The organism is Streptomyces sp. NBC_01474, from assembly GCF_035918215.1.
Classification (GTDB): Bacteria; Actinomycetota; Actinomycetes; order Streptomycetales; family Streptomycetaceae; genus Streptomyces; species Streptomyces aureus.
Genome location: NZ_CP109449.1, coordinates 1,108,105 through 1,132,958 on the forward strand (window position 1 = coordinate 1,108,105; position 24,854 = coordinate 1,132,958).

A 24,854-nucleotide genomic window follows, 5' to 3' on the forward strand; every position below is an offset into this window, starting at 1 on the left:
CACGGGATGGGCATGAATGCCCAGCCACACACCCATCAAGTTAATTCACACTAACTCTTTGGTCCAGGGGTTGCACACACCCCGAAACCCTGGACAGGCCGGTTATCGCGGATTAACTTAGGCACGGTTCGGCGAGCGTGCCGGGCATGCGAGGAAGGAACCGTGACCGTGCGTCGCAGGGTGTTCACCAAGGACCACGAGGCATTCCGGACGACCGTCCGCGACTTCATCGCCGAGCAGGTCGCCCCCCACTACGCTGACTGGGAGCGGCAGGGCCATGTCCCCCGCGAGCTGTACCGCAAGCTCGGCGACCTCGGCGTCTTCGGCATCAACGTGCCCGAGGAGTACGGCGGCGCGGGCGTCACCGACTTCACCTACCAGACCGTGATCCGCGAGGAGTGCGGGCGCGCGGGAGTCGGGTTCGGCGCGGAGTCCGTGCACACCTGCCTCGTCCTGCCGTACCTGCTCGAGTTCGGCAGCGAGGAGCAGAAGAAGCGCTGGCTCCCCGGCTTCCTGTCCGGCGAGACCATGACCGCGATCGCCATGACGGAGCCCGGCACGGGCTCCGACCTCGCCGGCATCGCCACGCGCGCCCGGCTCTCCGACGACGGGACGCACTACGTCCTCAACGGAGCCAAGACGTTCATCACCGGCGGCGCGCAGGCCGACCTGATCCTGGTCGTCTGCCGGACCTCCCCCTACAATCCCGCCGACCGCCGCGGGGGGCTCTCGATCCTGTGCGTGGACACCACGTCCGAGGGATTCGCCGTCGGCCGCAAGCTCGACAAGGTCGGTCTGCGCGCGCAGGACACCGCCGAACTGTCCTTCACCGACGTCAAGGTGCCGGTGCGCGACCTCCTCGGCCAGGAGGGCGCGGCCTTCACCTACCTCACCCACAACCTCGCGGTGGAGCGCCTCGGCGCCGCCATCGGTGCCTACGCCAACGCCGCCGGCGCGATCGGCCTCGCCCAGGAATACGTGAGCGGGCGCCAGGTCTTCGGGAAGCCGGTTGCCGCCTTCCAGAACACCAAGTTCGTCCTCGCCGAGTGCGCCACCGAGGTCGCCGCCGCCCAGGCCCTCGTGGACCGCGCCCTGGAGGAGCACGCAGCGGGTGAGCTGACGCCGGCCGACGCGGCCAGGGCCAAGCTCTTCTGCACCGAGGTCGCGGGACGCGTCATCGACAAGTGCCTCCAACTGCACGGCGGATACGGCTACATGCTCGAGTACCCGATCGCCCGCCTGTACGCGGACACCCGCGTCAACCGGATCTACGCCGGGACCAGCGAGGTCATGAAGACGATCATCGCCAAGGACCTCGGGCTCTGAGCCCCGCTCCCCCACCCTCATCCCTCAAGGCCCCTCAGGAGGACTCCATGCGCGACGCAGTGATCGTCGACGCGGTACGCACCCCCGTCGGCAGGCGCGGCGGCTCGCTCTCACAGCTGCACTCCGCCTCACTCTCCGCCCATGTGCTCAACGCCCTTGTCGAGCGCGTCGGTTTCGACCCGGCCCTCGTCGATGACGTGATCTGGGGCTGCGCCTCCGCGGTCGGCATGCAGGCCGGCTGTGTCGGCCGCGCCGCCGTACTGGCCGCGGGCTGGCCCGAGTCCGTCCCCGCCGTCACCGTCGACCGGCAGTGCGGCTCCTCGCAGCAGGCCGTGCACCAGGCCGCGGCCGGGGTGATCTCCGGCCAGTACGACGTGGCTGTGGCAGGCGGCGTCGAGATCATGAGCCGCCTGCCGCTCGGCACCACGCGCGGCGACGGCTCGTTCGGCGAGCCCTTCGGCCCCGACGTCTTCGACCGCTATGACGGCATCCGCTTCAACCAGGGCATGGGCGCCCAGATGATCGCCGACGAGTACGGCATCACCCGCACCGAGATGGACCAGCACGGCCTCGACTCCCACGCGCGCGCCGCCCAGGCCGTCGACGCGGGCCGCTTCAAGGACCAGATCGCCCCGATCACGGTCACCGACGAGGACGGCACCACCCGCGTCTTCGACACCGACGAGGGCATCCGCCGCGGCTCCACCCTCGACAAGCTCGCCGGCCTCAAGCCCGCCTTCAAGGAGGACGGCACCATCACCGCGGGCAACGCCTCGCAGGTCTCCGACGGCACCGGCGCGCTGCTCGTGACGACCGGCGAGTTCGCGAAGGCGCAGGGCTGGACACCCATGGCGCGTATCCACACCGCCGTCGTCGCGGGCACCGACCCGGTCACCATGCTCAAGGGCCCGATCCCCGCCACGGCCAAGGCCCTCAAGAAGGCCGGCCTGTCGATGGACGACATCGGCGCCTTCGAGATCAACGAGGCGTTCGCCTCCGTCTCGCTCGCCTGGCTGCGCGAGACCGGCGCCGACTACGAGCGCATGAATCCGCTCGGCGGCGCCATGGCCATCGGCCACCCCATCGGCGGCTCCGGCGCCCGCATCATGACCACCCTCGTCCACCACATGCGCGACAACGGCATCCGCTACGGACTCCAGTCCATGTGCGAGGGGGGCGGCATGGCCAACGCCACCATCCTCGAACTCCTCTGAGGGCGGCCCGCGATGCCCGCCATGCCCGCCATGCCCGCAACACCCGCAGCGCCGGGCAACGCGACGGGACGGGGCCCGGCCGGCGACTTCGGTGGCTTCCTGAACCTGGAGCAGCTGGACCGCGACCTGTTCCGCGGCTGGTGCCACGCCGGCATCCCGCTGCGCGCCTTCGGCGGACAGGTCGCGGCCCAGGCGCTCACGGCCGCGGGCCGGACCGTGCCCGACGACCGGGCCGTGCACTCGCTGCACGGGTACTTCCTGCGCGCGGGAGACACCGGACGCCCCCTCGTCTACACGGTGGAGCGGGTCCGGGACGGGTCGTCCTATCTGTCGCGCCGGGTCACCGCCGTCCAGGGCGGCGAGATCGTCTTCACCCTCTCCGCCTCCTTCAAGAAGCGGGAGCCGGCCGAGGACCGCCAGACCACCATGCCGGACACCCCTGACCCCGGGTCGCTGCCCGACCTGTACGAGATCTGGTCGCGGAACAACCCTGAGGACTACGCGCAGGCCGAGTTCCGCCGCGTTCTCGAGATGCGCTACGTCCCCGGGCCCGACGTGGCGACGCCCGGCCTCACGGAGCAGAAGCTCTGGATGCGCTCGGTCGAACCCCTGCCCGACGACCCGATGTTGCACGCCTGCGCGCTCGCGTACGCCTCCGACCTGTTCCTGGCCCCGGCGACCGTCCTGTCGACCGAACTGCCCCGGATGCTGCGCGACGAGCCGCCGTCGATGTTCCTCACCTCCCTCGACCACGCCGTCTGGTTCCACCGGCCGTTCCGCGCCGACGCGTGGATGCTGTTCGCCCAGCGCAGCCCCACCGCGGGTGACGGCCGCGGCCTCGCCTTCGCGGACGTGTGGAGCCTTGACGGCGAGCTCATCGCCCACGTGGTGCAGGAAACCGTGGTGCGCCCCGCCCGCACGTCCCACCGCTGAAACCCTCTGCCACTGCCCCTCGAAACCCCAGCTAAGGAACCCTCATGTCCGACCTGGTTCTCACCTCGTTCGCGGACGGAATCGCCGTCGTGACGATCAACCGCCCCGAGGCCCGCAACGCCGTCAACCGGGCGGTCGCGGACGCCGTCGCCGAGGCGATCGACGAGCTCGACGCCCGCGACGACCTCGTTGTCGGCGTCATCACGGGTGCCGGTGGTACCTTCTGCGCCGGCGCCGACCTCAAGGCTCTCGCCGCCGGGGAGCGCTCCGGCATCCCGGGCCGCGGCTTCTGCGGCGTCACCGAGACCCCGCCCGCCAAGCCCCTGATCGCCGCCGTCGAGGGCTACGCGCTCGGCGGCGGCACGGAACTCGCCCTCGCCTGCGACATGGTCGTCGCCGCCCACACCGCGAAGTTCGGCCTCCCGGAGACCAAGCGCGGCCTCATCGCGGCCGGCGGCGGCCTGGTGCGCCTGCCCCGCAAGATCCCGTACAACATCGCGATGCAGTACGCGCTCACCGGCGCGTTCCTCGGCGCCGAGCGCGCCCACCGGCTCGGCCTGGTCAACGAACTGACCGCGCAGGGCGAGGCGTTGACCGGTGCTCTCGCGCTCGCGCAGGAGATCGCCGCGAACGGCCCCCTCGCCGTGCGGGCCAGCAAGCAGATCGTCGTCGAGTCGGCCGACTGGACAGCCGACGAGGCGTGGGAGCGCAACACCGCCGCCTGCGCCCCGGTCTTCGCGTCGGCGGACGCCAAGGAGGGTGCGCGGGCCTTCGCCGAGAAGCGGGCCCCCGTCTGGGGCAGCCGCTGACGGCCTCCCCGCCGCCGCACGCCCGGTGCGACGCATCGTCGAGCTCCACGGCACCGGGGTGATCCACAGCTACAGTCCCGAGGCAACGCGCTCGGGCATGACTGGACGAAGGAGTTCCGCCATGACCACCACCTGGCCCACGGGGATGCCCCGCACCCTCGACTACCCCGACGGCACGATCGCGGACCTGCTCGCCGGGTCGGCCCACGCCTACCCCGACCGCGCCGCGCTCATCGACGGCGACGAACGCCTCACCTACGCCGAACTGTACGAGCGCGCCCTGCGCGTCGCCCAGGGGCTGCGCGACCAGGGCATCGCGCCGGGTGACGCGGTGGCCGTCCACATGCCCAACTCGATCTGGTTCACGGTCGGCTACTACGGCATCCTGTTCGCCGGGGCGTCCGTGGTGCCGGTCAACCCCGCCCAGCCCCCCATCGCGCTGCGCCGTCAGCTCGACGACTCGGGCACGGTCGCCGTCCTCACCCACCCGTCCGTCGCCGCTCAGCTGGCCGAGGGGATCGCCGGCTCGGAGACGGTCCGGCTCGTGTCCGTCGCCCCGCCGACAGCCGCCGCGCCGGCGCCGGGCGGAGACCGGGCTCCCGTCACTTTCCCGGTCCCCACGGTCGCGTTCGACGACCTCATGAAGGCCGAGGCGGCGCCCCCGACCGCGGTGGAGGGGGACGCGATCGCGCACCTCGCCTTCACCGGCGGCACCACGGGCGTGCCGAAGGCCGTCATGGTCCTGCACCGCAACCTCGTCAAGAACGTGCTCCAGGTGGCGTGCTGGCGCAGCGCCGCCGTCCCGGCCGCCGACGAGGAGGGCCGCATCACCCTGAGCCACGTGGGGGAGGCGAGGACCGAGCACCACATCCCCATCGGCTCCGCCACCGGCATCTCCATCGCCCCTCTCTTCCACGGGATGGGCATGGTCAGCCAGAGCGTGTTCGCCGCCGCCGGACTGACCATGGTGGTCTTCGGCCGCTTCGATCCGGTCCGCTACCTGGACACCGTCGAGCACCTCTGCGTGCACGCCATCACCGGCTCCCCGGCCCTGTGTCACGCCCTTCTCGCGGTGCCCGGTGTGCGCGAGCGTGACCTGTCGTGCGTGCGCCTCGTCAGCAGCGGCTCGGCCCCCATCAACCCAGCCGCGACCGCGGAGCTCGCCAACGTCTTCCCGCGCGCCATCGTCAGTGACGGGTACGGGCTGACGGAGGCCACCATGGGCGTCTCCATCAGCCCGCTGGACAGTGCAATGCCCCGTCCCACGGGCAGCACCGGCCTCGCCCTGTTCGACACCGAGATCGAGATCCGCGACATGGACGGCGTCACCCCCATGGCCAGGGGTGAGAAGGGCGAGGTCTGGGTCCGGGGTCCGCAGATCACGGCCGGCTACCTCGGCCACCCGGAACTCACTGCGGGCCAGTACGTCGACGGCTGGCTGCGCACCGGTGACCTCGGCACGTACGACGAGCAGGGCTGGCTCTCGCTGGTGGGCCGGGCCAAGGACATGCTGATCTACAAGGGCTACAACGTGTATCCCGGCCCGCTGGAGAACATCCTGCGTGAGCACCCTGCGGTGGCCCAGGCGTCGGTCGTGGGGCGGCCGCACCCGGAGCACGGCGAGATCCCGCTCGCGTTCGTCTCCCTCAAGTCCGAAGCGGGAGGCGTGGATTCGGCAGCCACTGCCGAGGAGCTGATGGCGTACGTGGCCGAGCGCGTCGCGCCGTACCAGCGGATCCGGGACGTGGTGATCGTGGACGAGCTGCCGCTCTCGGCTACGGGCAAGATCCTCAAGACGGAGCTGCGCAGGCGGGCGGCGGGTTCCTGACGCGGGTCGGTACAGCGCGGCGGGGCCGGGCGGAGTGGACACTCCGCCCGGCCCCGCCGTCGTGACAGAAACGTCGTGCAGAGACACAGAAGACCGGGGCTCGCGTGCGCGGGCCCCGGTGCTGTGAGCAGGCGTTACGGAAGCACGATCGGGAAGTTCCGCCGGGGCTTCTCCAGGAGGCCGTAGAAGGTGGAGAGCACGGTGACATCGCCCGCCACGGTCACGGCGCCGGACCCGATCGCCTCCGGGAAGGAGGTGCGCTGGGCCAGTACCTGATTGAGCGTGGCTCGTTCCAGACGTAGCGTCAGCTGCGGGCTCTCCGCTCCGGGCGCGTCGCCCCGCATCGGGGTGAGCACGCCGTTGCCGACCAGAAGCGTCCACACCTCGTCGGTGTCGGTGAACTCCCAGCGCAGCAGCAGTCGGTGGGCCGCCGCGCGTGGGCCGTCGAGGCGGACCGCCATCGAGTCGAAGATCTGGGCGGTGGTGAGAGCGGCGAGCATCTCGGCGCTCTCCTTGCCCGGCGCGCCGGTCCCGCGCCTCTCCTGGCCGGCCCCCCGCAGCTCCTTGGCGCCGGTCAGGTAGATGTTGCGCCAGGTGCCGTTCTCCTGGGCGAAGCCCAGCCGCTCGTAGGTGGCGATCTGCAGCTCACGGGCGGCGGTGTGCTCCGGCTCGGCGAACAGCACGTGGTTGAGCAGTTCGGCGGCCCAGCGCAGGTCTCCGCTCGCGACGGCCTCGCGGGCCGAGGCGACGGTCGCGTCCGCGCCGCCGATCGCGGCGACGTACCGCTTGGCCTGCTCGACCGGCGGGTGCTGCCACAGGTGCGCCGGGTTGCCGTCGTACCAGCCCATGTAACGCTGGTACACGGCCTTCACGTTGTGGCTGATGGAGCCGTAATAGCCGCGTACGCTCCAGGCCTTGCCCAGCTCGCCCGGGAACGACTGGATCTCCTCGGCGATCTCGGGCCCCGTGAGGCCCTGGTTCATCAGCCGGACCGTCTGGTCGTGGAGATAGGCGTAGGCGTCGCGCTGCTCGGTGAGCACACTGATCACCTCGTCCTCGCCCCACGTCGGCCAGTTGTGGGAGCCGATGAGGACCTCGGCCTCGTCGAACAGCTGGATCGACTCGGTGATGTAGGACGCCCAGGCGTGCGCGTCACGGACCTGGGCGCCGCGCAGGGTGAGGACGTTGTGCAGGGAGTGGTTGACGTTCTCGGCGATGAGCAGGACACGGTGGTCCGGCAGATAGAAGTTCATCTCCGAGGGTGCCTCGGTGTCCGGCGTCAGCTGGAAGATGAGCCGCACACCGTCCAGGACGAGTTCCTGGCCGGTTCCTGTGATCGACTCCGTCGGCGGGATGAGTCCCACGGTGCCGGTGGACAGGGCCTGCCCCAGGCCGAAGCCGACCGAGCCGTCGGCGCCGACCGGCAGCGAGCGGCCGTACATGTAGACGGCGCGCCGCAGCATCGCCGGTCCCGCGAAGACGTTCTCGCTGACGGCATGGTGCATGAACGCGTCGGGGGCGACGACCGCGCAGTCGCCCGCCGCTACCGCCTGCTTGGTGGTGACGCCGAGGACGCCGCCGAAGTGGTCGCCGTGGCTGTGCGTGTAGATCACGGCCTTGACCGGCCGCTCACCGCGGTTGCGTGCGTACAGCCCGAGGGCCTCGGCGGCGACCTCCTTCGACGTCAACGGGTCGACGACGACCACGCCGGTGTCGCCCTCGATGATCGTCATGTTGGACGCGTCGAGGCCGCGGACCTGGAACACGCCCGGCACGACCTCGAAGAGGCCCTGGGCCGTGTTGATCCGGCTCTGCCGCCACAGGCTCGGGTGCACGGTGTCGGGGCAGTCGTCCTTGTTCAGGAAGTCCCAGCGGTCGTTGTCCCACACGACCCGGCCCGCTTCGTTGCGTACGACGCAGGGCTCCAGCTTGTCGACGAGGCCGCGGGTGGCGTTGACCTGGTCGGTGGTGTCTTCCCAGTCCAGTTCGGGTGTGGATGGCATCGCTCTCCTCGTTGCTGACGGTTGGCGGGGTGCGCTCTCTATCGGCCGGTGGCCGTGATGCGGGTCCACACGCCGCTCTCGCCCGCCTCGGCCGCGCGGCGCCCGAGACTCTCGGCCCAGCGGCGCTCGGAGGCGACGGCGTCGCGCCAGGACCACAGGCGGCGGGTCAGGCGGTGCAGCGGGTACTCGTCGGTGATGCCCATGGCTCCGTGCAGCTGGTGGGCGATCTGGGCGATCTCGGTCGCGGCGGCCGCCGTGGTGATCCGTGCGATCTCGACGGCACCGCTCAGCGTTGCCGCCTCGCTCGCCAGGGCCAACGCGGCGTCGGCCTGCACGAGTTGGACCCGCATGCGGGCGAGGTTGCCGGAGACGGCCGGAATCTTGAGCAGCGGTGCGCCGAACTGCTCCCGCTCTGAGACATACGTCTTGGTGAGGCGGTACGCGCCCCGGGCTGCGCCCAGTACGGCCGCGGACCACACAAGCGCCAGCCGCTCGCGTACGACCTCGTGTGAGGGGGCGCCGTCGAGGACGATGACCGGGGTGTCCGCGAGCGTCACGGTGTCACGGGGCTCCCCGGCGATGTTGTCGACATCCCGCACGGTCACCGAGGGGTGCCGCAGGTCCACCAGGAGCGGCGCGGCGCCCGGCGCGCACAGCACGAGACGGGCCGCGTCGCGCGCCCACGGCACGGCGGTCAGTTCGGCGGTGATGACACCGGAGACCGTCCAGGGCGCCCCGTCGAGCAGCAGGACGGTGGTCAGCTCCCCGTCGAGTTCCCTCGCGTGGCTGAGCACCCAGTCGGCGGTGGACGCCTCGACGACGGGTACGCCGATGCCGTGTCCCGCGAGGGATTCGACGACCACGAGCAGGTCGTCGAGGGAGCCGCCCGAGCCGCCCCTCTCCTCCTCGATGCCCACCCTGGGCAGGCCGAGGTCGCAGAGGCTGCCCCACAGATCGGGCCTGCCGGACGCGGCCAGGTCGTCGACCAGGCTTCGCAGTTCGTCCGCGAACCTGCTCATGAACGGGCCTCCTGTCGGGCGATGAGGGAGAGCAGCACCTCGGCCGCGCCGCCGCGCAGGCTGAAGGCCGGCGAGGCGAGCAGCGCCTGGCCGAAGGTGGAGTCGAAGGCGGGGTCCTGGCACAGGCCGGTGCGGCGCAGCGCCTCTATGACGTCGTGCTCGAAGGCGTTGCCCAGGTATTTGAGGGCGGCGGCCTGCTGGACGGGGGCCCGGCCTGCGTCCATGGCACTCGCGACCTCCAAGCAGAGGCGGCGCAGGACTGCGAGACGGGCGACCAACGACCCGAGCAGTGCGTGCAGTTCGCGGTCGTCCCGCTGCCGCGCGGCCTCGGCGATCAGCTCCACGAAGACGGGATAGCTGGACAGGGAGCGCTCGGCGCCGCCGCGCTCGAAGGAGAGCTGCTCGACGACCTGCTTCCAGCCCTTGCCGACCTCGCCGATGACGCGGTGGGCAGGCACGAAGACGTTCTCGAAGCGCACCTCGTTGAAGTGGTGTTCGCCCGCGAGGTCGACGATCGGGGTGACCTGCACGCCCTCGGCGTCCATGTCGAGGATGAACTCGCTGAGTCCATCGTGTTTGCGCTCCTCGCGCGAGGTGCGGGCGAGGAGGTAGGCGTGGGTGGCGTGGTGGGCCTGGGTGGTCCAGATCTTGTGACCGTTGACCAGCCAGCCGCCCTCGACCCGCTCGGCCTTCGTGCGCACCGAGGCGAGGTCGGAACCGGCCTCGGGCTCGCTCATGCCGAGGCAGAAGACCGCCTCGCCCGAGGCGATCCGCGGCACGATCTCCTCCCGGAGATCGCGCGTTCCGTGCCGCAGGACCGCGGGGCCGATCTGTCGGTCACCGATCCAGTGCGCGGCGACGGGAGCGCCCGCGCGCAGCAGCTCCTCGGTGACGGCGAGCCGCTCGACGTTGGTGCGCTCGGCGCCGCCGAACTCCTTGGGGTATGTCATCGCGACAAGCCCGCGGGCGGCGAGTTCCTTGCTGAACTCCAGGTCGAAGGAGCGCAGCCAGGAGTCGCTGCGTGGGACGTAGCGTCCCGCGTCCCGCCACTCGGCGGTCAACTCGCGTACCTGTGCGCGTAGTTCGGCGCAGGGGTCCGTTCCTGGGGAGTGGTCCATGGTGGCCTTTCGGGCGTAACGGTGTGGAGGTCAGCGGCCGTTGAAGACGCCGGGGCGCTTCTCCTGGAAGGCGGCGAACGCCTCCGCCGAGTCCTCGGTCGAGGTGATCACGGCCATGTGCGACGAGATCAGGTCGAGCGCGGTGCGCAGGTCGTGCCTGGCGCCCTGGCGGACGGCGCGCTTGATGGTGCGGATCGCGACCGGCGGACGCTCGGCGAGCCTGGCTGCGTACGCGTACACCGCGTCCATCAGGTCCTCGTCCTCGTGCACCTCGTCGACCAGCCCGATGCGCAGCGCCTCGTCGGCGCCGACGAAGTCGCCGGTCCACAGCATCCGTAGTGCGGTGGAGGTGCCGACGGCGCGGGGCAGCAGCCAGCAGCCGCCGTCGCCAGGGACAAGACCGACCTTGATGTAACCCTCGGAGAAGCGCGCGCCGCGCCCCGCGAAGCGCAGGTCGCACAGGAGCGCCATGTCCATTCCGGCGCCCACGGCAGGCCCTGCGACGGCGGCGATCACGGGCTTGTCGACGTCCTCCAGGGCGAGGGCGACGCGATGCACGTTCTGGGTGAGCAGTTCCTTCTCCCCCAGCGGCGGCCGCTCCTCGCCCTTGAAAGCCGAGAGGTCGACGCCGGAGCAGAAGGAGCCACCGGCGCCGGTGAGGACGATGACGCGCACCTCGGGGTCACGCTGGGCCTCGGTCAGGGCGTCGGCCCAGGCGTGCACCATGTCGATGGTGAAGGCGTTCTTGCGCTCGGGGCGGTTGAGTAGGATGGTCGCGATCCCGTCGCGGACCGTGTACACGAGATCGGCCATCGCCGTCCCTTTCTTCAGTGGATGTTCCCTACTTGAGGCCAGCCCGCAGCTCACGCTTGAGGACCTTGCCGTTGGGGTTGCGGGGCAGCACCTCGACGAAGTGCACGCGGTGGGGCTTCTTGTACGAGGCGATCCGCTTCCGCGTGAAGTCGATGAGTTCCTGCTCGCCGGGAGCGTCGGTGCCGCGGCGCAGGACGACGACGGCGGTGACGGCCTCGCCCCACCTCTCGTGCGGGACACCGACGACCGCGACCTCGGAGACGGCGGGATGTTCCGCGAGGACGGACTCGACCTCGGCCGGGTACACGTTCTCGCCGCCGCTGACGATCATGTCCTTGATCCGGTCGGTGAGGAACAGGTAACCGTCGTCGTCGAGGTAGCCGCCGTCGCCGGTGCACAGCAGGCCGTCGGCGTCGTACAGCGCCTCTGTCTCCTCGGGGCGTTTCCAGTACCCGGGGGTGTTGTGGCGGGAGCGGATGCGGATCTCGCCGGCGGTGCCTGCCGGGACGGGCTTCCCGGTCGCGGTGTCGGCGATGACGACGCCGACACCGCGCCGCGGCCTCCCCACCGACTTGAGCAGGTGCCGCTTCGGCCCGTCGGCTTCGTGGTCCTCGGGCGGCAACTGGGTCACCGTGCCGCCGCCCTCGGTCAGCCCGTACTTGCCCATGAAGTGGCAGGCGAAGAGAGTCATCGAGCGGCGCAGGAGCGCGGGCGTGATGGGGGCGGAGCCGTAGGTGATGAGGGTGAGGCGGGAGAAGTCGCGCCGCTCGATCCCGGGGAGCTCGGTGAGCATGTGGAGCACCGAGGGAACGAGGAAGGCGTGGGTGACGCCCTCACTCTCGATGCTCTCGGCCGCCGCGTCCGGCGTGAATTCGGGGAGCATCAGGCTGTTGGCGCCGGCGGTGAGGGCCACACGCAGCCAGCCGAGGCCGCCGATGTGGAACATCGGCAGGGCGTTGAGCGCCACCGACCCGGCCTCCCAGAGGTACTCCTCCAGCTCGGTCGCGTCGGCGTAGAAGTTGCCGTGGGTGAGCAGGACGCCCTTGGGCAGGCCGGTGGTGCCGGAGGTGTAGATCTGCAGGAACACCTCGTCCGCCTCGGCGGCGGTGCCGCGACCCGGGTCGTCGTCAGGGTGGGCGGCGAGCCAGGTCTCGTAGGCGGGTACCTCCGAGTCGTCCGACGGTCCGATGACGACGAGCCGCAGGCCGGGGAGAGCCGCGCGGACGGCATCGGCCGCGGCCCGGAACTCTGGCTCGACGAGCAGGACGCGCAGCTCGGCGTCGCGGGCGACGTCGGTCAACTCGGCTGTGGCGAGGCGCCAGTTGAGCGGCACGTTGACCAGTCCGGCCTTGGCGGCACCGACCAGGATCTCGCCCGCTTCATTGCGGGTGCGGGCAAGGAAGCCGATCCGGGACCCGGCGTCGGCGTCGGCGTCGGCGTCGGCGAGGAGGGCCCTCGCGATCCGGTTGCTGCGGGTGTCCAGTTCGGCGTAGGAGACGGTGCTGCCCGCGCACGTGAGCGCGGCGGAGGTGCCGCGCTCACGTGCGTGCAGGCGGATGGCGTCGGGCAGATGCAGGCCCATGAAGGAGTCCCTCGATCATCTTGGGGTGGTGCGTCAGCCCTTGGGGCCGCCGGCGACGTACAGGATCTGGCCGGAGACGAAGCCCGCCTCCTCGCGTACGAAGAAGGAGACCGCCTGGGCGATGTCCTCGGGGCGTCCGCCCCTGCGGACCGGAATGGTCTTGGCATACCGCTCGGTGAACTCCTCGAAGGTGATGCCCATGCGCTCCGCGGTCGCCTCGGTCATCTCGGTGGCGATGAAGCCCGGGGCCACGCAGTTGGCCGTGACGCCGAACGGGCCGAGCTCGATCGCCAGCGTTTTGGTCAACGCCTGCAGGCCGGCCTTGGCCGAGGAGTAGTTGGACTGGCCGCGGTTGCCGAGCGCGGCTGCGGAGGACATGTTGACGATCCGCCCCCACTTCGCGTCGACCATGTGCGCCTGGCAGGCCTTCGCCATCAGGAACGCGCCGCGCAGGTGGACGCCGATGACGGAGTCGAAGTCCTGCGGGGTCATCCTGAAGATGAGGTTGTCGCGGATGATGCCGGCGTTGTTCACCAGCACGGCGGGGGCGCCGAGTTCGGCGGCGACCCTGGCGACACCGGCCTCGACCTGCTCGGGGTCCGAGACGTCGCAGCCGACGGCCAGGGCGCGTCCGCCCTCCTTCTCGATTTCTTCGACGGTACGGGCGCAGGCGGCCTCGTCCAGGTCGAACACGGCGACGGCGAAACCGTCGCGCGCCAGTCGTGCGGCGGTCGACGCACCGATGCCCCGGGCGGCGCCGGTGACGACGGCCACCCTCTGGGCGGAGCTGTTTACGGACACGGGAAACTCCCTGGTCAAGAGCGGGTGGGGACGGTCTACTTCGGAGCCATGCGGATGGCGCCGTCGAGCCGGATCGTCTCGCCGTTGAGCATGGGGTTCTCGATGATGGACGTGGCCAGATGCGCGTACTCGTCCGGGTTTCCGAGGCGCGAGGGGTGCGGCACCTGGGCGCCGAGGGCGTCGAGGAACTCCTGCGGCTTCTTGTTCAGGAGCGGGGTGGAGAAGAGGCCGGGGGCGATCGTCATCACGCGGATCTTGGCGGCGGCCAGGTCGCGGGCGATCGGCAGGGTCATGCCGACGATGCCGCCCTTGGACGCGGAGTAGGCGCACTGCCCGATCTGGCCCTCGAAGGCAGCGGCGGACGCGGTGTTGATGATGACACCACGCTCCCCGTCGACCTCCTCGGTCCTGGCCATCTCGGCGGCGGCGAGGCGCAGCACGTTGAAGGTGCCGATGAGGTTGACGCCGACGACGAACTCGAAGTCCTCGAGGGCGTACGGCGTTCCGTCGCGCTTGACGGTGCGTCCGCCCTTGCCGAGGCCGGCGCAGTTGACCGTGATGCGCAGCGGGGCCTGCGCCGCCGCGGTGGCCACGGCGCGGGCGGCGTCGTCGGCGCTGCGGACGTCACCGGCGACGAAGTGCGCGCGTTCGCCGAGCTCCTTCGCGACGTGTTCGCCGTTGGAGGTGGGCAGGTCGAGCAGGACGACGTGGGCGCCCTGGCCGACCAGGCGCTTGGCGGTGGCGAGGCCGAGGCCCGACGCGCCACCGGTGATGACGGCGGAGACTCCGTTGATCTGCATGGTGTGGGTTCCGTTCCTGGATGGGGTGCCGAGGTGCTCGGCGGGTCAGAGGCCGACGGACCGGCGGGTCAGAGGCCGATGGATTTGGCGATGATGGTCTTCATGACTTCGCTGGTGCCGCCGTAGATGCGCATGACGCGGGTGTCGGCGTACAGGCGGGCGATCGGGTACTCGAGCATGTAGCCGTAACCGCCGTGCAACTGAAGGCACTTGTCGATGACGCGGCCGGCGGTCTCGGTGCACAGGAGCTTGGCCATGGCGGCGTAGTCCGCGGACAGCTCGCCTCGCGCGTCGCGCTCCAGGGCCTCGTACGCCATGAGCCGGGCGGCCTCGACCTCGGTGGCGCACTCGGCGAGAACGAACTTGGTGTTCTGGAAGGACGCGACGGACTTGCCGAAGACCGTGCGGTCCTGGGTGTACTCCTTGGCGAACCGCACGGCGGCCTCGGCCGCGGCGGCCGCCTGGACGGCGATGACGAGGCGCTCTCGGGCCAGGTTGCGGCCCAGGTAGAAGAAGCCCTCACCCTCCTCGCCGAGGAGGTTCACGACAGGGACCTTGACGTCGGTGAAGGACAATTCGGCGGTGTCGGAGGCGTGCAGGCCGATCTTGTCGAGGCTGCGCCCGACCGCGTAGCCCTCGCTCGTGGTGTCCACGACGAGGACGGACAGGCCCTTGCGGCGGTTGTCGGCGGGGGCGGGCGAGGTGCGGCAGACCACGAGGACCAGGTCGCACTGGGTGCCGCCGGTGATGAAGGTCTTGGCGCCGTTGAGGACGTAGTGCGTGCCGCCCTCGGAAAGGACCGCCTTCGTCTGGATGCCGGCCAGGTCCGAGCCGGTGCCGGGCTCGGTCATCGCGATGGACAGCATGATGTCGCCGGAGACACAGCCGGGGACCCAGCGCCGCTTCTGCTCTTCGGTCCCGAAGTGCAGGAGGTACGGCAGGATGATGTTGGCGTGCGTCATGGCGGTGCCCACGGTGGCCCCGGCTCGGGCGACCTCCTCCGCGAACACGGCACCGAAGTGGTGACCGGTCTCGGCGCCGCCGCCGTACTCCTCCGGCACCTCGATGCCGAGGATGCCCAGCTCCCCGAGCTTGCGATAGAAGTCGCGCGACACGGCCTTCGCGGCCACCCAGTCCTGCAGGTGCGGAACCGCTTCCTTGGCGAGGAAGTCCCGGACCACCTGCCGGAACGCCTCGTGCTCCTCGTTGAAAACCGTGCGCGGCATGACGGCCTCTCTCTTGAACGTGGGTTAGCCGTTTTTCACTTTCACGCTCGTTTCCGCAGCTGTCAAGGCGTTCAGAACGCGAAAAGCATCCTGGACATGGAGGTTAGCTTGGAATAACTTATTGGCTAGTCGCGCCCGTCCGCGACCGCGCACTTCCCCCTCTTCCAGGAGCAGCCCATGCGTGACGCAGTGATCGTCGATGCCGTGCGGACCCCGGTCGGCAAGCGCGGCGGTTCCCTCGCCGGCATCCACGCCGTCGATCTGTCCGCCCACACCCTGACGGCCCTGGCCGAGCGCACCGGCCTCGACCCCGCCACCGTCGACGACGTCGTGTGGGGCACCGTCTCCCAGGTCGGCGAGCAGGCCGGCGTCGTCGGCAGGTTCGCAGCACTCGCCGCGGGCTGGCCCGAGTCCGTGCCCGGTGTCTCCGTCTCCCGCGCCTGCGGCTCCTCCCAGCAGTCCGTGCACTTCGCCGCGGGCCTGGTCACCGCCGGTCAGTACGACATCGCCGTCGCCGGTGGCGTCGAGTCGATGAGCCGGGTGCCGATGGGCTCGGCCCGCAGCGTCCCGGAGGCCGGCAAGGCGTACGGCCCGCTGGTCCTCAACCGCTACTTCCCGGACGGCGACGGCGAGTTCGACCAGGGCGTCGGCGCCGAACTGATCGCCGAGCAGTACGGCTTCAGCCGCGCCCAGCTCGACCAGCACGCCCTGGACTCGCACGAGCGCGCCGCCCGCGCCATCGACGAGGGCCGCTTCACCGGACAGATCACGCCCGTCACAGTCACCGCCGAAGACGGCACCACGCGCGTATTCGACACCGACGAGGGCGTCCGGCGCGGCTCGACCCTGGAGAAGCTCGCGAGCCTCAAGACGCCGTTCAAGGCGGACGGTGTGGTCAGCGCGGGCAACTCGTCCCAGATCTCGGACGGCGCCGCCGCGCTGCTCATCACGACGAGCGAGATCGCGCGGCAGAACGGCTGGACCCCGATCGCCCGCGTGCACACCGCGGTGCTCGCCGGCGCCGACCCTGTCACCATGGCCCTCGGCCCCGCACCTGCCACAGCCAAGGCTCTCAAGCGCTCCGGCCTCTCCATCGGCGACATCGGCGCGTTCGAGATCAACGAGGCGTTCGCCCCGGTCACCCTGGCCTGGCTCAAGGAGACCGGCGCCGACTACTCGCTGATGAACCCGCTCGGCGGTGCCATGGCCATCGGCCACCCGCTCGGCGGCTCCGGTGCCCGTCTGATGACGACGCTGGTCCACCACATGCGTGACAACAACATCCGCTACGGCCTCCAGGCGATGTGCGAGGCGGGCGGCATGGCCAACGCGACGATTCTCGAACTGCTCTGAGACATCCGGAAGTTCACACCAAAGCAGAAAGGGGGAGGGCCGCCGGCCGGCGGCCCTCCCCCTTTCTGCTGCGTCAGCCCTTCGGAGCGAGAGCGTCGATCGCGGACACGTCCAGGCCGACCTCTTCCAGGACCTCGCGGGTGTGCGCGCCGACCACCGGCGCGGGGCTGGGGGTCGCGGCCGGAGTCCCTTGAAAACGAGGGGCGGGCGCCGGCTGGAGCAGACCGTTGTCGGTGTAGTACGTACCGCGGGCCACGTTGTGCGGATGTGTGGCGGCCTCGGTCAGCCCGTACACCGGCGTGACGCAGGACTGTGTGCCATCGAAGACCTTGGTCCACTCCTCGCGGGTGCGCCCTGCGAAGATCTCGGCGAGCCGCTCCCCCATCGCAGGCCAGGCCTCCCGGTCGTGCTGCTGGGCGAACAGCGGGTCGTCGCCGAGGCCCAGGACCTCCCGGAGCACAGCGTAGAACTGCGGCTCGACGCTGCCGACGGCCATGAACCCGCCGTCGGAGGTGCGGTAGGTGCGGTAGAAGGGGGCGCCCCCGTCGAAGAGGTTGACGCCACGCGCGTCCTCCCACCGGTCGACTGCCAACAGACCGTGGATGAGGGAGAGTTGTACGGCGGTGCCGTCGGTCATGGCGGCGTCGACGACCTGGCCCTTGCCGGTGCGGGCCGCGCTGACCAGGGCGGTGGTGATGCCCAGGGCAAGCAGCATTCCGCCGCCACCCATGTCGCCGAAGAGATTCAACGGGACGGGCGGGTTCTCGTCGGCGGCGCCGAGCGCGCCCAACGCACCTGCCACGGCGATGTAGTTGATGTCGTGACCGGGAGCCTGGGCCAGCGGCCCGTCCTGACCCCAGCCGGTCATCCGGCCGTAGACCAGTTGGGGATTACGGGCCAGGCACGCCTCCGGGCCGAGGCCCAGGCGCTCGGCGACACCGGGGCGGAAGCCCTCGATGAGCGCGTCGGCGCTGTCGACGACGGCGAGGACGGCCTCGACGCCCGCTGGGTCCTTGAGGTCGAGGGCGACCGAGCGGCGGCCCCGGTGCAGGATCGGGTGCTTGGAGGCGGTTCCGGCCTCGGCGGGGCGGTCGACGCGGATGACTTCGGCGCCCTGGTCGGCGAGGAGCATGCCGGCGAAGGGCCCCGGGCCGATGCCGCCGAGCTCGACGACACGGATGCCGGCCAGCGGTCCTGCAGAGGGTGAGGTGGAGGGGGTGGAAGTGGCGGCGGTGGGTGCAGTGCTCACGGAAAGGCGGCTCTCTCGGGCGGCGGGAAAGGGAACGCGGGCGGAGGGCATCGGGAATGGCGGGAATGGGGAACGGCCGCCCTGCCGTGGGTGGGGCAGGGCGGCCGGAGTGCGCCGGGGCCGGCCCGCCGGGGGCGACCGGGCGGCCCGGGCACGTCGGGGCGGACCTACAGACCCAGGTCCTTCGCGATGATCGTCTTCATGACCTCGCTGGTGCCGCCGTAGATGCGGGAGACACGGATGTCGGCGTACAGCCGGGCGATGGGGTATTCGAGCATGTAGCCGTAACCGCCGTGCAGCTGCAGGCACTTGTCGATGACACGCGCGGCGACCTCGGTGCAGAACAGCTTGATCTTGGCGGCGTCGGCGGGCGACAGCTCGTGCCGGTCGTCGAGTTCGATGCCCTTGTCGACCATGGCCTGGGCGGCCTCAACCTCGGCGGCGCACTCGGCGAGCACGAACTTGGTGTTCTGGAACGCGGCGACCGGCTTGCCGAACACCTGGCGCTCCTGGACGTACGCCTTGGCGAACTGAATCGCGGCGCTCGCGGTGGCGACACCGCCGACGCCGATGGAGAGGCGCTCGCGAGCGAGGTTGTTGCCCAGGTAGGAGAAGCCCTTGCCGACCTCGCCGAGGACGTTCTCCACCGGCACCTTGACGTCCGTGAAGGACAGTTCGGAGGTGTCGGAGGCACGCAGGCCGATCTTGTCCAGCTTGCGGCCGTACGCGAAGCCCTCGCTGTCCGTCGGGACGACGAGCAGTGTCAGGCCGAAGCGGCGGTCCTCGGCCGTGGGCGGGGAGGTGCGGGCCACGACGACGCACAACTCGGAGTTGAGGGCACCGGTGATGAAGGTCTTCGCGCCGTTGAGGACGTAGTGGGTGCCGTCGTCGGACAGCTCGGCCCGCGTCCGGATGCCCGCGAGGTCGGAGCCGGTGCCGGGCTCGGTCATCGCGATGCACAGGGTGATCGCGCCACTGGCGATGCCCGGCAGCCAGCGCTTCTTCTGCTCCTCGTCGGCGATGTTGAGCAGGTACGGCAGGACGATGCCGGTGGTGACGGTGTAGTGCCCGAAGGAGACCGCGGCTCGCGCACACTCCTCGGTGATCACCGTCTGGTACTTGTAGCTGGTCTCGCCCGGGCCGCCGTACTCCTCGGGGATGCCGAAGCCCATGACGCCCAACTCGCCGAGCTGGTGGAAGAGTTCACGCGGGACGCGGTTGTCCCTCTCCCACTCCTCGTAGCGCGGGGACACCTCCTTGGCGATGAAGTCCCGGACGACGGACCGGAACGCCTCGTGGTCCTCGTTGTAGACAGTGCGCTTCATATCTCGTCACTCCTGGGATTCAGCGGTATCCGCCGTCGGCGGTCAGGACCTGGGTGCCGATGCGGTTGGACGAACACCTCGTCGCCGACGGTGACTCTCGTTGCCCGGCCAGCAAGTTATTACAGATTCACTTTCTTGCTCGTTTGGCCAGGTGTCAAGCCATCGTTTGTTGAGAGTGATAGTTTTCAATGCATAGCACGGTGTGCGGTCGGCGGTCAGGACGCCGCCGCCAGGCGCGCCGCGTCGCGGTCGGGGTCGACGAGGAGGAGCGCGGCAACGGCCCCGATGATCATCGTGATGCCGAGGACCAGGAAGCCGTCCCCGTAACCGGCCACGGCGGACGTGCCGGCGTCGACCAGCCTGCCGATCACCAGCGGGGCCACGACCCCACCGAGGCTGTAGATGCCGGTGACGATCCCGAACACGGTGCTGCGCTGACCGGTCGGCGCGACATCAGCGAGCCCGGCGAAGGCGACGCCGTATCCCGCGGAGTTCAGACAGGCGCCGATGACGAGCAGCGTCATCTGCGGAACGCCGCGGTCCAGCGAGGAGAAGGCCACCGTACATACCCCGGAGGCGAGCACCATGGCGGCAGGCAGAATCCCGCGGGTGACGCGGTTTCCGACCCCTCTCCTGGTCAGGGCGCTGGAGAGGACCCCGACGAGGATGACGGCGACGGCGGCACCGAGGAAGGGGAGGACGACGAGCTTGCCCGCGGCGGTGGCGTCGTAGCCCAGACCGTCGCGCAGGTAGAGCGGCAGCCAGCTCACGCCGACGGAGGTGTTGGCGTACGCGACGAAGAACAGGAGCGCCATACCGATCAGTGTTCCCGTGGAGAACAGGCGCCGCAGCGGCACATGCTCGGGCAGCGCCGTCGCCGCTATGTGGTGATCGCCGGCCCGCGCGCCCTCGGGCCCGGAGTCGCCGCCGAGCAGCCAGAGCACGGCGAAGACCGCACCGAACGCCGCGAGGACACCGAAGGCCGCGTGCCAGGAGTACGTCTCGATGACCCAGGTCAGCACAGGGGCCGCGATCAGCGGGCCGGCCCCGGCGCCGGCGATGACGATCGAGCTGGGCACGCTCCGCCGGTGCGCGGGGAACCACGAGTGCGCCACCTGCATGGCCAGCGCGACGGTCGGCCCCTCCGCGAAGCCGAGCAGCACCCGGCAGGCGACGATGGTGGTGAAGCCGACCTGGGCGGCCATGGGCACGAGGCTGAGCACCCACAGCGCGGCGATCCCGGCCAGCAGCCAGCGCGCCCGCACCTTGCCTCCGAGCCAGCCACCGAGCACGGAACCGACGGCGAAGAGCCAGAAGAAGCTGCTCTGGATGACACCGAACTGGGAGCTGTCCAGGCCCAGTTCCTTCTTCATGCCTACGCCGGACAGGCCCACGACGACCTTGTCGGCGAAGTTGACGAGCATCAGACAGACCAGCAGCGCGAGGACGAACCACGCCCGGCGCCGCACGGCGGACACACGGGCCCCAGAGGCGGTCGCAGACGGCAAGCCGGGCACTTCTTGTCGATCGACGGCCATGGCGGCCCTCCCTGATCAAAGGGGCTGATGTGAGCAGGAAGTGAAACACCTCTAACCAAGGTGCACAATGGATCAGACGCAGATTACCGAGCACAGGGCGGTCACGCAGCAGCTGAGTGATTTCTGTCTAACGCCACACCATGCGGCTTACTTGTTGATCACGGTGGTGCTCGGATGTTGTACCTTTGCCGAAGATGGCCGGACGGCGAGGGGCGAACTGGGATGCAGACGGAAGCGTCGGGTCGGACGACCGCGCGCAGACCCCCGGACCGCAAGGCGCGGATCGTCGCCGCAGCAGCCCGGCTGTTCCGCGAGCGCGGCTACCACAACGTGTCGGTGGCCGACGTGGCGGCCGAGGTCGGCATCACCGCACCCGCCCTCTACCGACACTTCCGAGGCAAGCCCGATCTGCTGCTCCACGTCGTGGACACCACGGTCAACACGATCCTGGAGTCCCTCATGGCGGCTCCGGACCTGGATTCCTACCTCCGCACGACGGCCAACGAGACCATGGAGCGTCGCGGCTCGGCCGTCCTGTGGCAGCGCGAGGCCAGGCACCTGCCGGAGGACCGCCGCCAGGAACAGCGCCGCGCTCTCAACGACGTCGCCGACCGGATCGCCGCCCTGATCGGGGACGAACGCCCGGACCTCGACGAGCCTGACCGCCATCTCCTCGCGTGGTCCGTCCTGTCAGTGTTCGGCTCCATCTCCTGGCACCGCACGTCGCTGCCCCGCCGCCGTTTCGAAGAACTCCTCTACCGGCTCGCACACGCCGCCGCGCACTGCCCGCTCGGGGCGAGTACCGGCGCCGAGGCGGGAACTGCGCCGGGTGGATACGCGGGCCTCGCGGTCTCCCGCCGCGAGGAGATCCTCGTCGAGGCGATCCGCCTCTTCGACGAGCGGGGCTTCCAGTCCGTGAGCACCGACGACATCGGCGAGGCCGCCGGAGCGACGGGCCCCAGCATCTACAAGCACTTCCCCACCAAGACAGACCTGCTCGTGGCCGCCGTGATGCGCGGCGGTGAACAGCGCCGCGCGGGAACGGCACAGGCGCTCGCCAAGCCCGGCACCCCGCGTCAGACCCTCGACCGGCTACTGCGCTCGTACATCGAATTCACCCTGAGTCAAAGCCACTTGATCGGCCTGCTGATCGGTGAACTGGACCAGCTTCCCGAGAAGGAGCGCAAGGCGGCCCGGCAAAATCAGCGGGAGTACCTGGCGCTGTGGGTGCGCCTGCTCGACGAGGTGCGCCCCGGACTCGACACCGCCGAGGCCCGGATCGTCGTCACCGCGGTGCTGACGGTCATCGACAACGCGGCCCGTACGGGCTCCACGGGCGACCGCACGGATCTCGCCGACCGCCTCGCCGAACTCGGCACGGCACTGCTCCTGAGCGAGAACCCGCCCGCATAGATTCGTGGCCGGCAGACCGCCCCCTGGTGTGCCTCCCGGGACGGGGAAGCTACCCTTGCCGACGTACCGGACACGGGGTGCCCCGCCGAGGGCTGAGATCACACCCGTCGAACCTGAACCAGTTAGCACTGGCGGAGGGATGTCAGCCAATGTCGTTGCCCCATGCCCCGAGCAGCACCGGGACCACCGGACCGCGCTCCGTCTTCGACGGGCGGATGCCGGCCGCGCCGGGTGACCTGCGGGTCGAGGCGCGCGGGATCGCGCCGGTCCCCGAGAGCCACCGCTACGGCGGCGCCGGGCGCCTGTTCACCGTGTGGTTCGCCCCGAACCTGACCATGACCGGTGTCTTCACCGGCACCGTCGGCATCGCACTCGGCCTGGACTTCGCCACCGCGCTGGCCGCCGTCGTCATCGGCACCCTCGTCGGCGCCGTGCCCACCGCGTATCTCGGTACGTGGGGCAGCGCGACCGGCGCGGGACAGCTTCCGCTGGCGCGGCTCGCGTTCGGCCGGGCCGTCGCGGTGCCCGGCGTCCTGCAGTGGTTGTCGTCGGTCGCCTGGGACGCGCTGATCGGCCTGTTCGGCGGTGACGCGCTCGCCCGGCTGTGCGGCTGGCCCTTCTGGGTCGGCGTGCTCGTGATGATGCTGGCGCAGGGCGCGCTCGGCGTGCTCGGCTACGAGGCCGTCCACCGGCTCCAGAGGCTGATGACCTTCGTACTGGCCGCCGCGTTCGTGGTCCTGGCCGTCAAGCTCCTCGACGGTGTCCATCCGGTCACCACCGGGGCCGCGCACGGGGCCGACCAGGCCGGCGCGTTCGTCCTCACCAGCACGATCGCGCTCAGCCTGTCCCTGTCCTGGGCCCCTTACGCCAGCGACTTCAGCCGTTATCTTCCGGCCGCCACATCCCGTAAGCGCATGTTCTGGTTCACGCTCCTCGGCGTCACCGTCTCCTTCGTCGCCGTCCAGGCGCTCGGGCTGTGGGGCGCATCCGTGTTCACCGACCAGACCGCGCGCGGGGTCGACGAGCTGCTCGGCGGGGGCGTTCTCGGCTCCTTCGGGCTGCTCGCCGTGGCGCTCGCGGCCCTGTGCAGCAACGCCATGAACGACTACAGCGGCTCGCTGGCCCTGCAGACGATCGGCGTCCGGGTCCCGCGGCCGCTCGCGGCGGCACTCGCCGCGGTGCTCGGCTTCCCGCTGGTGCTGTGGATGCACGCCGCCGACACCGCGGCCCGCTTCCAGAACGTGCTGCTCTTCGTCGGCTACTGGATCCCCGGCTTCGTCGCGGTCGTGGCCGTCGACTGGTTCGCGCGCGCCAGGGCCCGGGGCGGCGCGCCGGTCGACCTGACCGCCGAGAGCGCCCGGCCGCAGCCCTGGTGGCCCGGGCTCCTCGCCTTCGTCGCCGCCTTCGCCGCCGCGGTCCCGTTCATGGACAGCGGCCTGTACGTGGGCCCGGTCGCAGAGGCCCTGCACGGCGCCGACCTCGCGTACTACGTGGCCTTCGTCGCCGCACTCGTCGTGTACGCGCCCCTCAGGCTGCGCCGCCCGACCGCCGCCCCGCAGACCGCACCGCACCAGGAGGCCCGCACATGACCGTGCCCGCGAGCACCGGACGCGTCGCGCCGCCCCGCGTCCTGACCGTCGCCGGTTCGGACTCGGGCGGCGGCGCCGGGATCCAGGCCGACCTCAAGACGATGCTGGCGCTCGGTGCCCACGGCATGAGCGTCCTGACGGCCGTCACCGCGCAGAACTCCCTGGGGGTCCAGGGAGCGTGGGAACTCCCCGTCGACGCGGTGCGCACGCAGTACCGCAGCGTCGTGGACGACATCGGCGTCCAGGCGGTCAAGACCGGGATGCTCTCGTCGCCGGTGCTCGTCGAGGCGGTGGCCGAACTGCTCGCCGGTACGGACGCCCCCGTGGTCGTGGACCCGGTGAGCGTCTCCAAGCACGGCGATCCGCTGCTCGCCGAGGACGCGCTGGACGCGGTGCGCACCAAGCTGCTGCCGGTCGCGACGGTGGCCACGCCGAACCTGGACGAGGTGGCACAGCTGACCGGCCTCGCCGTCACGGACGACGACGGCATGCGCCGGGCCGCGGCGCGGCTCCTGTCGTTCGGGCCGCGCTGGGTGGTCGTCAAGGGCGGTCATCTGCCCGGGGCGGCCGTGGACCTGCTCACCGACGGCACTGAGGAGCACTGGCTGCGCGCTCCCCGCCACGACAACCGGCACACGCACGGCACCGGATGCACCCTGGCGTCGGCCGTCGCCGTGGGTCTCGCCCACGGCCTGCCCGTGCCGGAGTCCGTCCGTCTGGCGAAGGAGTACGTCACGGGGGCGATCGCCGCCGGGTTCGCGCTGGGGTCGGGCATCGGCCCGGTCGACCACGGGTGGCGCCTGCCGGGTGATCGGTCCAAGGCCGCGGGGCGCACGGACTGAGAGCCGCCGGGGCCACCTGAGGCACGCGCAACACGCCCACCTGCACACAATCAGGGCCCGATGTGCGTTCCGG

The 24,854-nt window shown here is 70.7% G+C and carries 20 protein-coding genes and 1 riboswitch; of the genes, 9 read left to right on the forward strand and 11 right to left on the reverse strand.

Annotated features, from left to right (window positions below; translation table 11 throughout):
• Positions 1–168 precede the first annotated feature (168 nt).
• The 5 genes from OG758_RS05365 to OG758_RS05385 all read left to right on the forward strand — a co-directional run bounded on the left by OG758_RS05365 (position 169) and on the right by OG758_RS05385 (position 6,110).
• On the forward strand, positions 169–1,326 hold the full coding sequence (locus OG758_RS05365) for an acyl-CoA dehydrogenase family protein (protein ID WP_326715815.1): 1,158 nt from the start codon (positions 169–171) through the stop codon (positions 1,324–1,326).
• Between the two features lie 47 nt (positions 1,327–1,373).
• Positions 1,374–2,540 carry a thiolase family protein gene (locus OG758_RS05370; RefSeq protein WP_326708867.1) on the forward strand — a complete coding sequence of 389 codons (1,167 nt, stop codon included), beginning with the start codon at positions 1,374–1,376 and terminating at the stop codon, positions 2,538–2,540.
• A gap of 30 nt (positions 2,541–2,570) precedes the next feature.
• Entirely contained in the window at positions 2,571–3,473 is a 903-nt protein-coding gene (locus OG758_RS05375) for an acyl-CoA thioesterase (protein WP_326708868.1), read from the forward strand.
• Positions 3,474–3,517: 44 nt separating this feature from the next.
• On the forward strand, positions 3,518–4,282 hold the full coding sequence (locus OG758_RS05380; protein ID WP_326708869.1) for a crotonase/enoyl-CoA hydratase family protein: 765 nt from the start codon (positions 3,518–3,520) through the stop codon (positions 4,280–4,282).
• 121 nt (positions 4,283–4,403) lie between these two features.
• Positions 4,404–6,110: a class I adenylate-forming enzyme family protein gene (locus OG758_RS05385; RefSeq protein ID WP_326708870.1), complete on the forward strand. Its 1,707-nt coding sequence runs from the start codon at positions 4,404–4,406 to the stop codon at positions 6,108–6,110.
• 134 nt (positions 6,111–6,244) lie between these two features.
• On the opposite strand, the gene OG758_RS05390 is transcribed toward OG758_RS05385, so the two are convergent.
• The 8 genes from OG758_RS05390 to OG758_RS05425 all read right to left on the reverse strand — a co-directional run bounded on the left by OG758_RS05390 (position 6,245) and on the right by OG758_RS05425 (position 15,472).
• Positions 6,245–8,113, reverse strand: a complete 1,869-nt coding sequence (locus tag OG758_RS05390) for an alkyl/aryl-sulfatase (protein ID WP_326708871.1) — start codon at positions 8,111–8,113, stop codon at positions 6,245–6,247.
• Positions 8,114–8,151: 38 nt separating this feature from the next.
• Positions 8,152–9,132 (reverse strand): acyl-CoA dehydrogenase family protein, encoded by a 981-nt coding sequence (locus OG758_RS05395; protein WP_326708872.1) that lies wholly within the window; start codon positions 9,130–9,132, stop codon positions 8,152–8,154.
• A complete protein-coding gene (locus tag OG758_RS05400; RefSeq protein ID WP_326708873.1) occupies positions 9,129–10,250 on the reverse strand; it encodes an acyl-CoA dehydrogenase family protein in 1,122 nt (373 codons plus the stop codon). The genes OG758_RS05395 and OG758_RS05400 overlap by 4 nt, the downstream gene beginning before the upstream one ends.
• A gap of 30 nt (positions 10,251–10,280) precedes the next feature.
• Positions 10,281–11,063, reverse strand: coding sequence for an enoyl-CoA hydratase/isomerase family protein (locus tag OG758_RS05405; RefSeq protein ID WP_326708874.1), 783 nt, complete (start codon positions 11,061–11,063; stop codon positions 10,281–10,283).
• Positions 11,064–11,091: 28 nt separating this feature from the next.
• Complete coding sequence (locus OG758_RS05410) at positions 11,092–12,645, reverse strand: AMP-binding protein (protein ID WP_326708875.1); 1,554 nt, start codon at positions 12,643–12,645, stop codon at positions 11,092–11,094.
• Positions 12,646–12,678: 33 nt separating this feature from the next.
• A complete protein-coding gene (gene fabG, locus OG758_RS05415) occupies positions 12,679–13,446 on the reverse strand; it encodes a 3-oxoacyl-ACP reductase FabG (protein ID WP_326708876.1) in 768 nt (255 codons plus the stop codon).
• A gap of 35 nt (positions 13,447–13,481) precedes the next feature.
• The gene (locus OG758_RS05420; RefSeq protein ID WP_326708877.1) at positions 13,482–14,246 is read right to left on the reverse strand and encodes an SDR family NAD(P)-dependent oxidoreductase; all 765 of its coding nucleotides are present in this window, start codon (positions 14,244–14,246) and stop codon (positions 13,482–13,484) included.
• Between the two features lie 68 nt (positions 14,247–14,314).
• Positions 14,315–15,472: an acyl-CoA dehydrogenase family protein gene (locus tag OG758_RS05425; protein ID WP_326708878.1), complete on the reverse strand. Its 1,158-nt coding sequence runs from the start codon at positions 15,470–15,472 to the stop codon at positions 14,315–14,317.
• 177 nt (positions 15,473–15,649) lie between these two features.
• On the opposite strand from OG758_RS05425, the gene OG758_RS05430 reads away from it, so the two are divergent.
• The gene (locus tag OG758_RS05430; RefSeq protein WP_326708879.1) at positions 15,650–16,825 is read left to right on the forward strand and encodes a thiolase family protein; all 1,176 of its coding nucleotides are present in this window, start codon (positions 15,650–15,652) and stop codon (positions 16,823–16,825) included.
• Positions 16,826–16,898: 73 nt separating this feature from the next.
• Here the strand turns inward: OG758_RS05430 and OG758_RS05435 are convergent, their stop codons facing one another.
• From OG758_RS05435 to OG758_RS05445, 3 genes are all read right to left on the reverse strand, one after another.
• Positions 16,899–18,074 carry a CaiB/BaiF CoA transferase family protein gene (locus OG758_RS05435; protein WP_326708880.1) on the reverse strand — a complete coding sequence of 392 codons (1,176 nt, stop codon included), beginning with the start codon at positions 18,072–18,074 and terminating at the stop codon, positions 16,899–16,901.
• A 167-nt stretch (positions 18,075–18,241) separates the two neighbouring features.
• Entirely contained in the window at positions 18,242–19,399 is a 1,158-nt protein-coding gene (locus OG758_RS05440) for an acyl-CoA dehydrogenase family protein (protein ID WP_326708881.1), read from the reverse strand.
• A 215-nt stretch (positions 19,400–19,614) separates the two neighbouring features.
• The gene (locus OG758_RS05445) at positions 19,615–20,907 is read right to left on the reverse strand and encodes an MFS transporter (protein ID WP_326708882.1); all 1,293 of its coding nucleotides are present in this window, start codon (positions 20,905–20,907) and stop codon (positions 19,615–19,617) included.
• Positions 20,908–21,159: 252 nt separating this feature from the next.
• Between OG758_RS05445 and OG758_RS05450 the strand changes: the two genes are divergently transcribed.
• The 3 genes from OG758_RS05450 (at position 21,160) to thiD (ending at position 24,781) form a co-directional block, all read left to right on the forward strand.
• Positions 21,160–22,350 carry a TetR/AcrR family transcriptional regulator gene (locus OG758_RS05450; RefSeq protein WP_326708883.1) on the forward strand — a complete coding sequence of 397 codons (1,191 nt, stop codon included), beginning with the start codon at positions 21,160–21,162 and terminating at the stop codon, positions 22,348–22,350.
• Between the two features lie 63 nt (positions 22,351–22,413).
• A riboswitch (TPP riboswitch) is annotated at positions 22,414–22,507 on the forward strand.
• A complete protein-coding gene (locus OG758_RS05455; protein ID WP_326708884.1) occupies positions 22,500–23,939 on the forward strand; it encodes a purine-cytosine permease family protein in 1,440 nt (479 codons plus the stop codon). It overlaps the preceding riboswitch by 8 nt.
• Positions 23,936–24,781 carry a bifunctional hydroxymethylpyrimidine kinase/phosphomethylpyrimidine kinase gene (gene thiD, locus OG758_RS05460; protein WP_326708885.1) on the forward strand — a complete coding sequence of 282 codons (846 nt, stop codon included), beginning with the start codon at positions 23,936–23,938 and terminating at the stop codon, positions 24,779–24,781. Before OG758_RS05455 ends, thiD begins: the two co-directional genes overlap by 4 nt.
• Positions 24,782–24,854: the final 73 nt, after the last annotated feature.

Bases quoted from the DNA above. Each gene is read 5' to 3' on its own strand.
- OG758_RS05395 (WP_326708872.1), bottom strand. From the start codon at position 9,132: ATGAGCAGGTTCGCGGACGAACTGCGAAGCCTGGTCGACGACCTGGCC.
- OG758_RS05410 (WP_326708875.1), bottom strand. From the start codon at position 12,645: ATGGGCCTGCATCTGCCCGACGCCATCCGCCTGCACGCACGTGAGCGC.
- OG758_RS05400 (WP_326708873.1), bottom strand. From the start codon at position 10,250: ATGGACCACTCCCCAGGAACGGACCCCTGCGCCGAACTACGCGCACAG.
- OG758_RS05420 (WP_326708877.1), bottom strand. From the start codon at position 14,246: ATGCAGATCAACGGAGTCTCCGCCGTCATCACCGGTGGCGCGTCGGGC.
- thiD (WP_326708885.1), top strand. From the start codon at position 23,936: ATGACCGTGCCCGCGAGCACCGGACGCGTCGCGCCGCCCCGCGTCCTG.
- OG758_RS05380 (WP_326708869.1), top strand. From the start codon at position 3,518: ATGTCCGACCTGGTTCTCACCTCGTTCGCGGACGGAATCGCCGTCGTG.
- OG758_RS05450 (WP_326708883.1), top strand. From the start codon at position 21,160: ATGCAGACGGAAGCGTCGGGTCGGACGACCGCGCGCAGACCCCCGGAC.
- OG758_RS05390 (WP_326708871.1), bottom strand. From the start codon at position 8,113: ATGCCATCCACACCCGAACTGGACTGGGAAGACACCACCGACCAGGTC.
- OG758_RS05425 (WP_326708878.1), bottom strand. From the start codon at position 15,472: ATGCCGCGCACGGTTTTCAACGAGGAGCACGAGGCGTTCCGGCAGGTG.
- OG758_RS05430 (WP_326708879.1), top strand. From the start codon at position 15,650: ATGCGTGACGCAGTGATCGTCGATGCCGTGCGGACCCCGGTCGGCAAG.
- OG758_RS05455 (WP_326708884.1), top strand. From the start codon at position 22,500: ATGTCGTTGCCCCATGCCCCGAGCAGCACCGGGACCACCGGACCGCGC.
- OG758_RS05375 (WP_326708868.1), top strand. From the start codon at position 2,571: ATGCCCGCAACACCCGCAGCGCCGGGCAACGCGACGGGACGGGGCCCG.
- OG758_RS05405 (WP_326708874.1), bottom strand. From the start codon at position 11,063: ATGGCCGATCTCGTGTACACGGTCCGCGACGGGATCGCGACCATCCTA.
- OG758_RS05385 (WP_326708870.1), top strand. From the start codon at position 4,404: ATGACCACCACCTGGCCCACGGGGATGCCCCGCACCCTCGACTACCCC.
- OG758_RS05370 (WP_326708867.1), top strand. From the start codon at position 1,374: ATGCGCGACGCAGTGATCGTCGACGCGGTACGCACCCCCGTCGGCAGG.
- OG758_RS05440 (WP_326708881.1), bottom strand. From the start codon at position 19,399: ATGAAGCGCACTGTCTACAACGAGGACCACGAGGCGTTCCGGTCCGTC.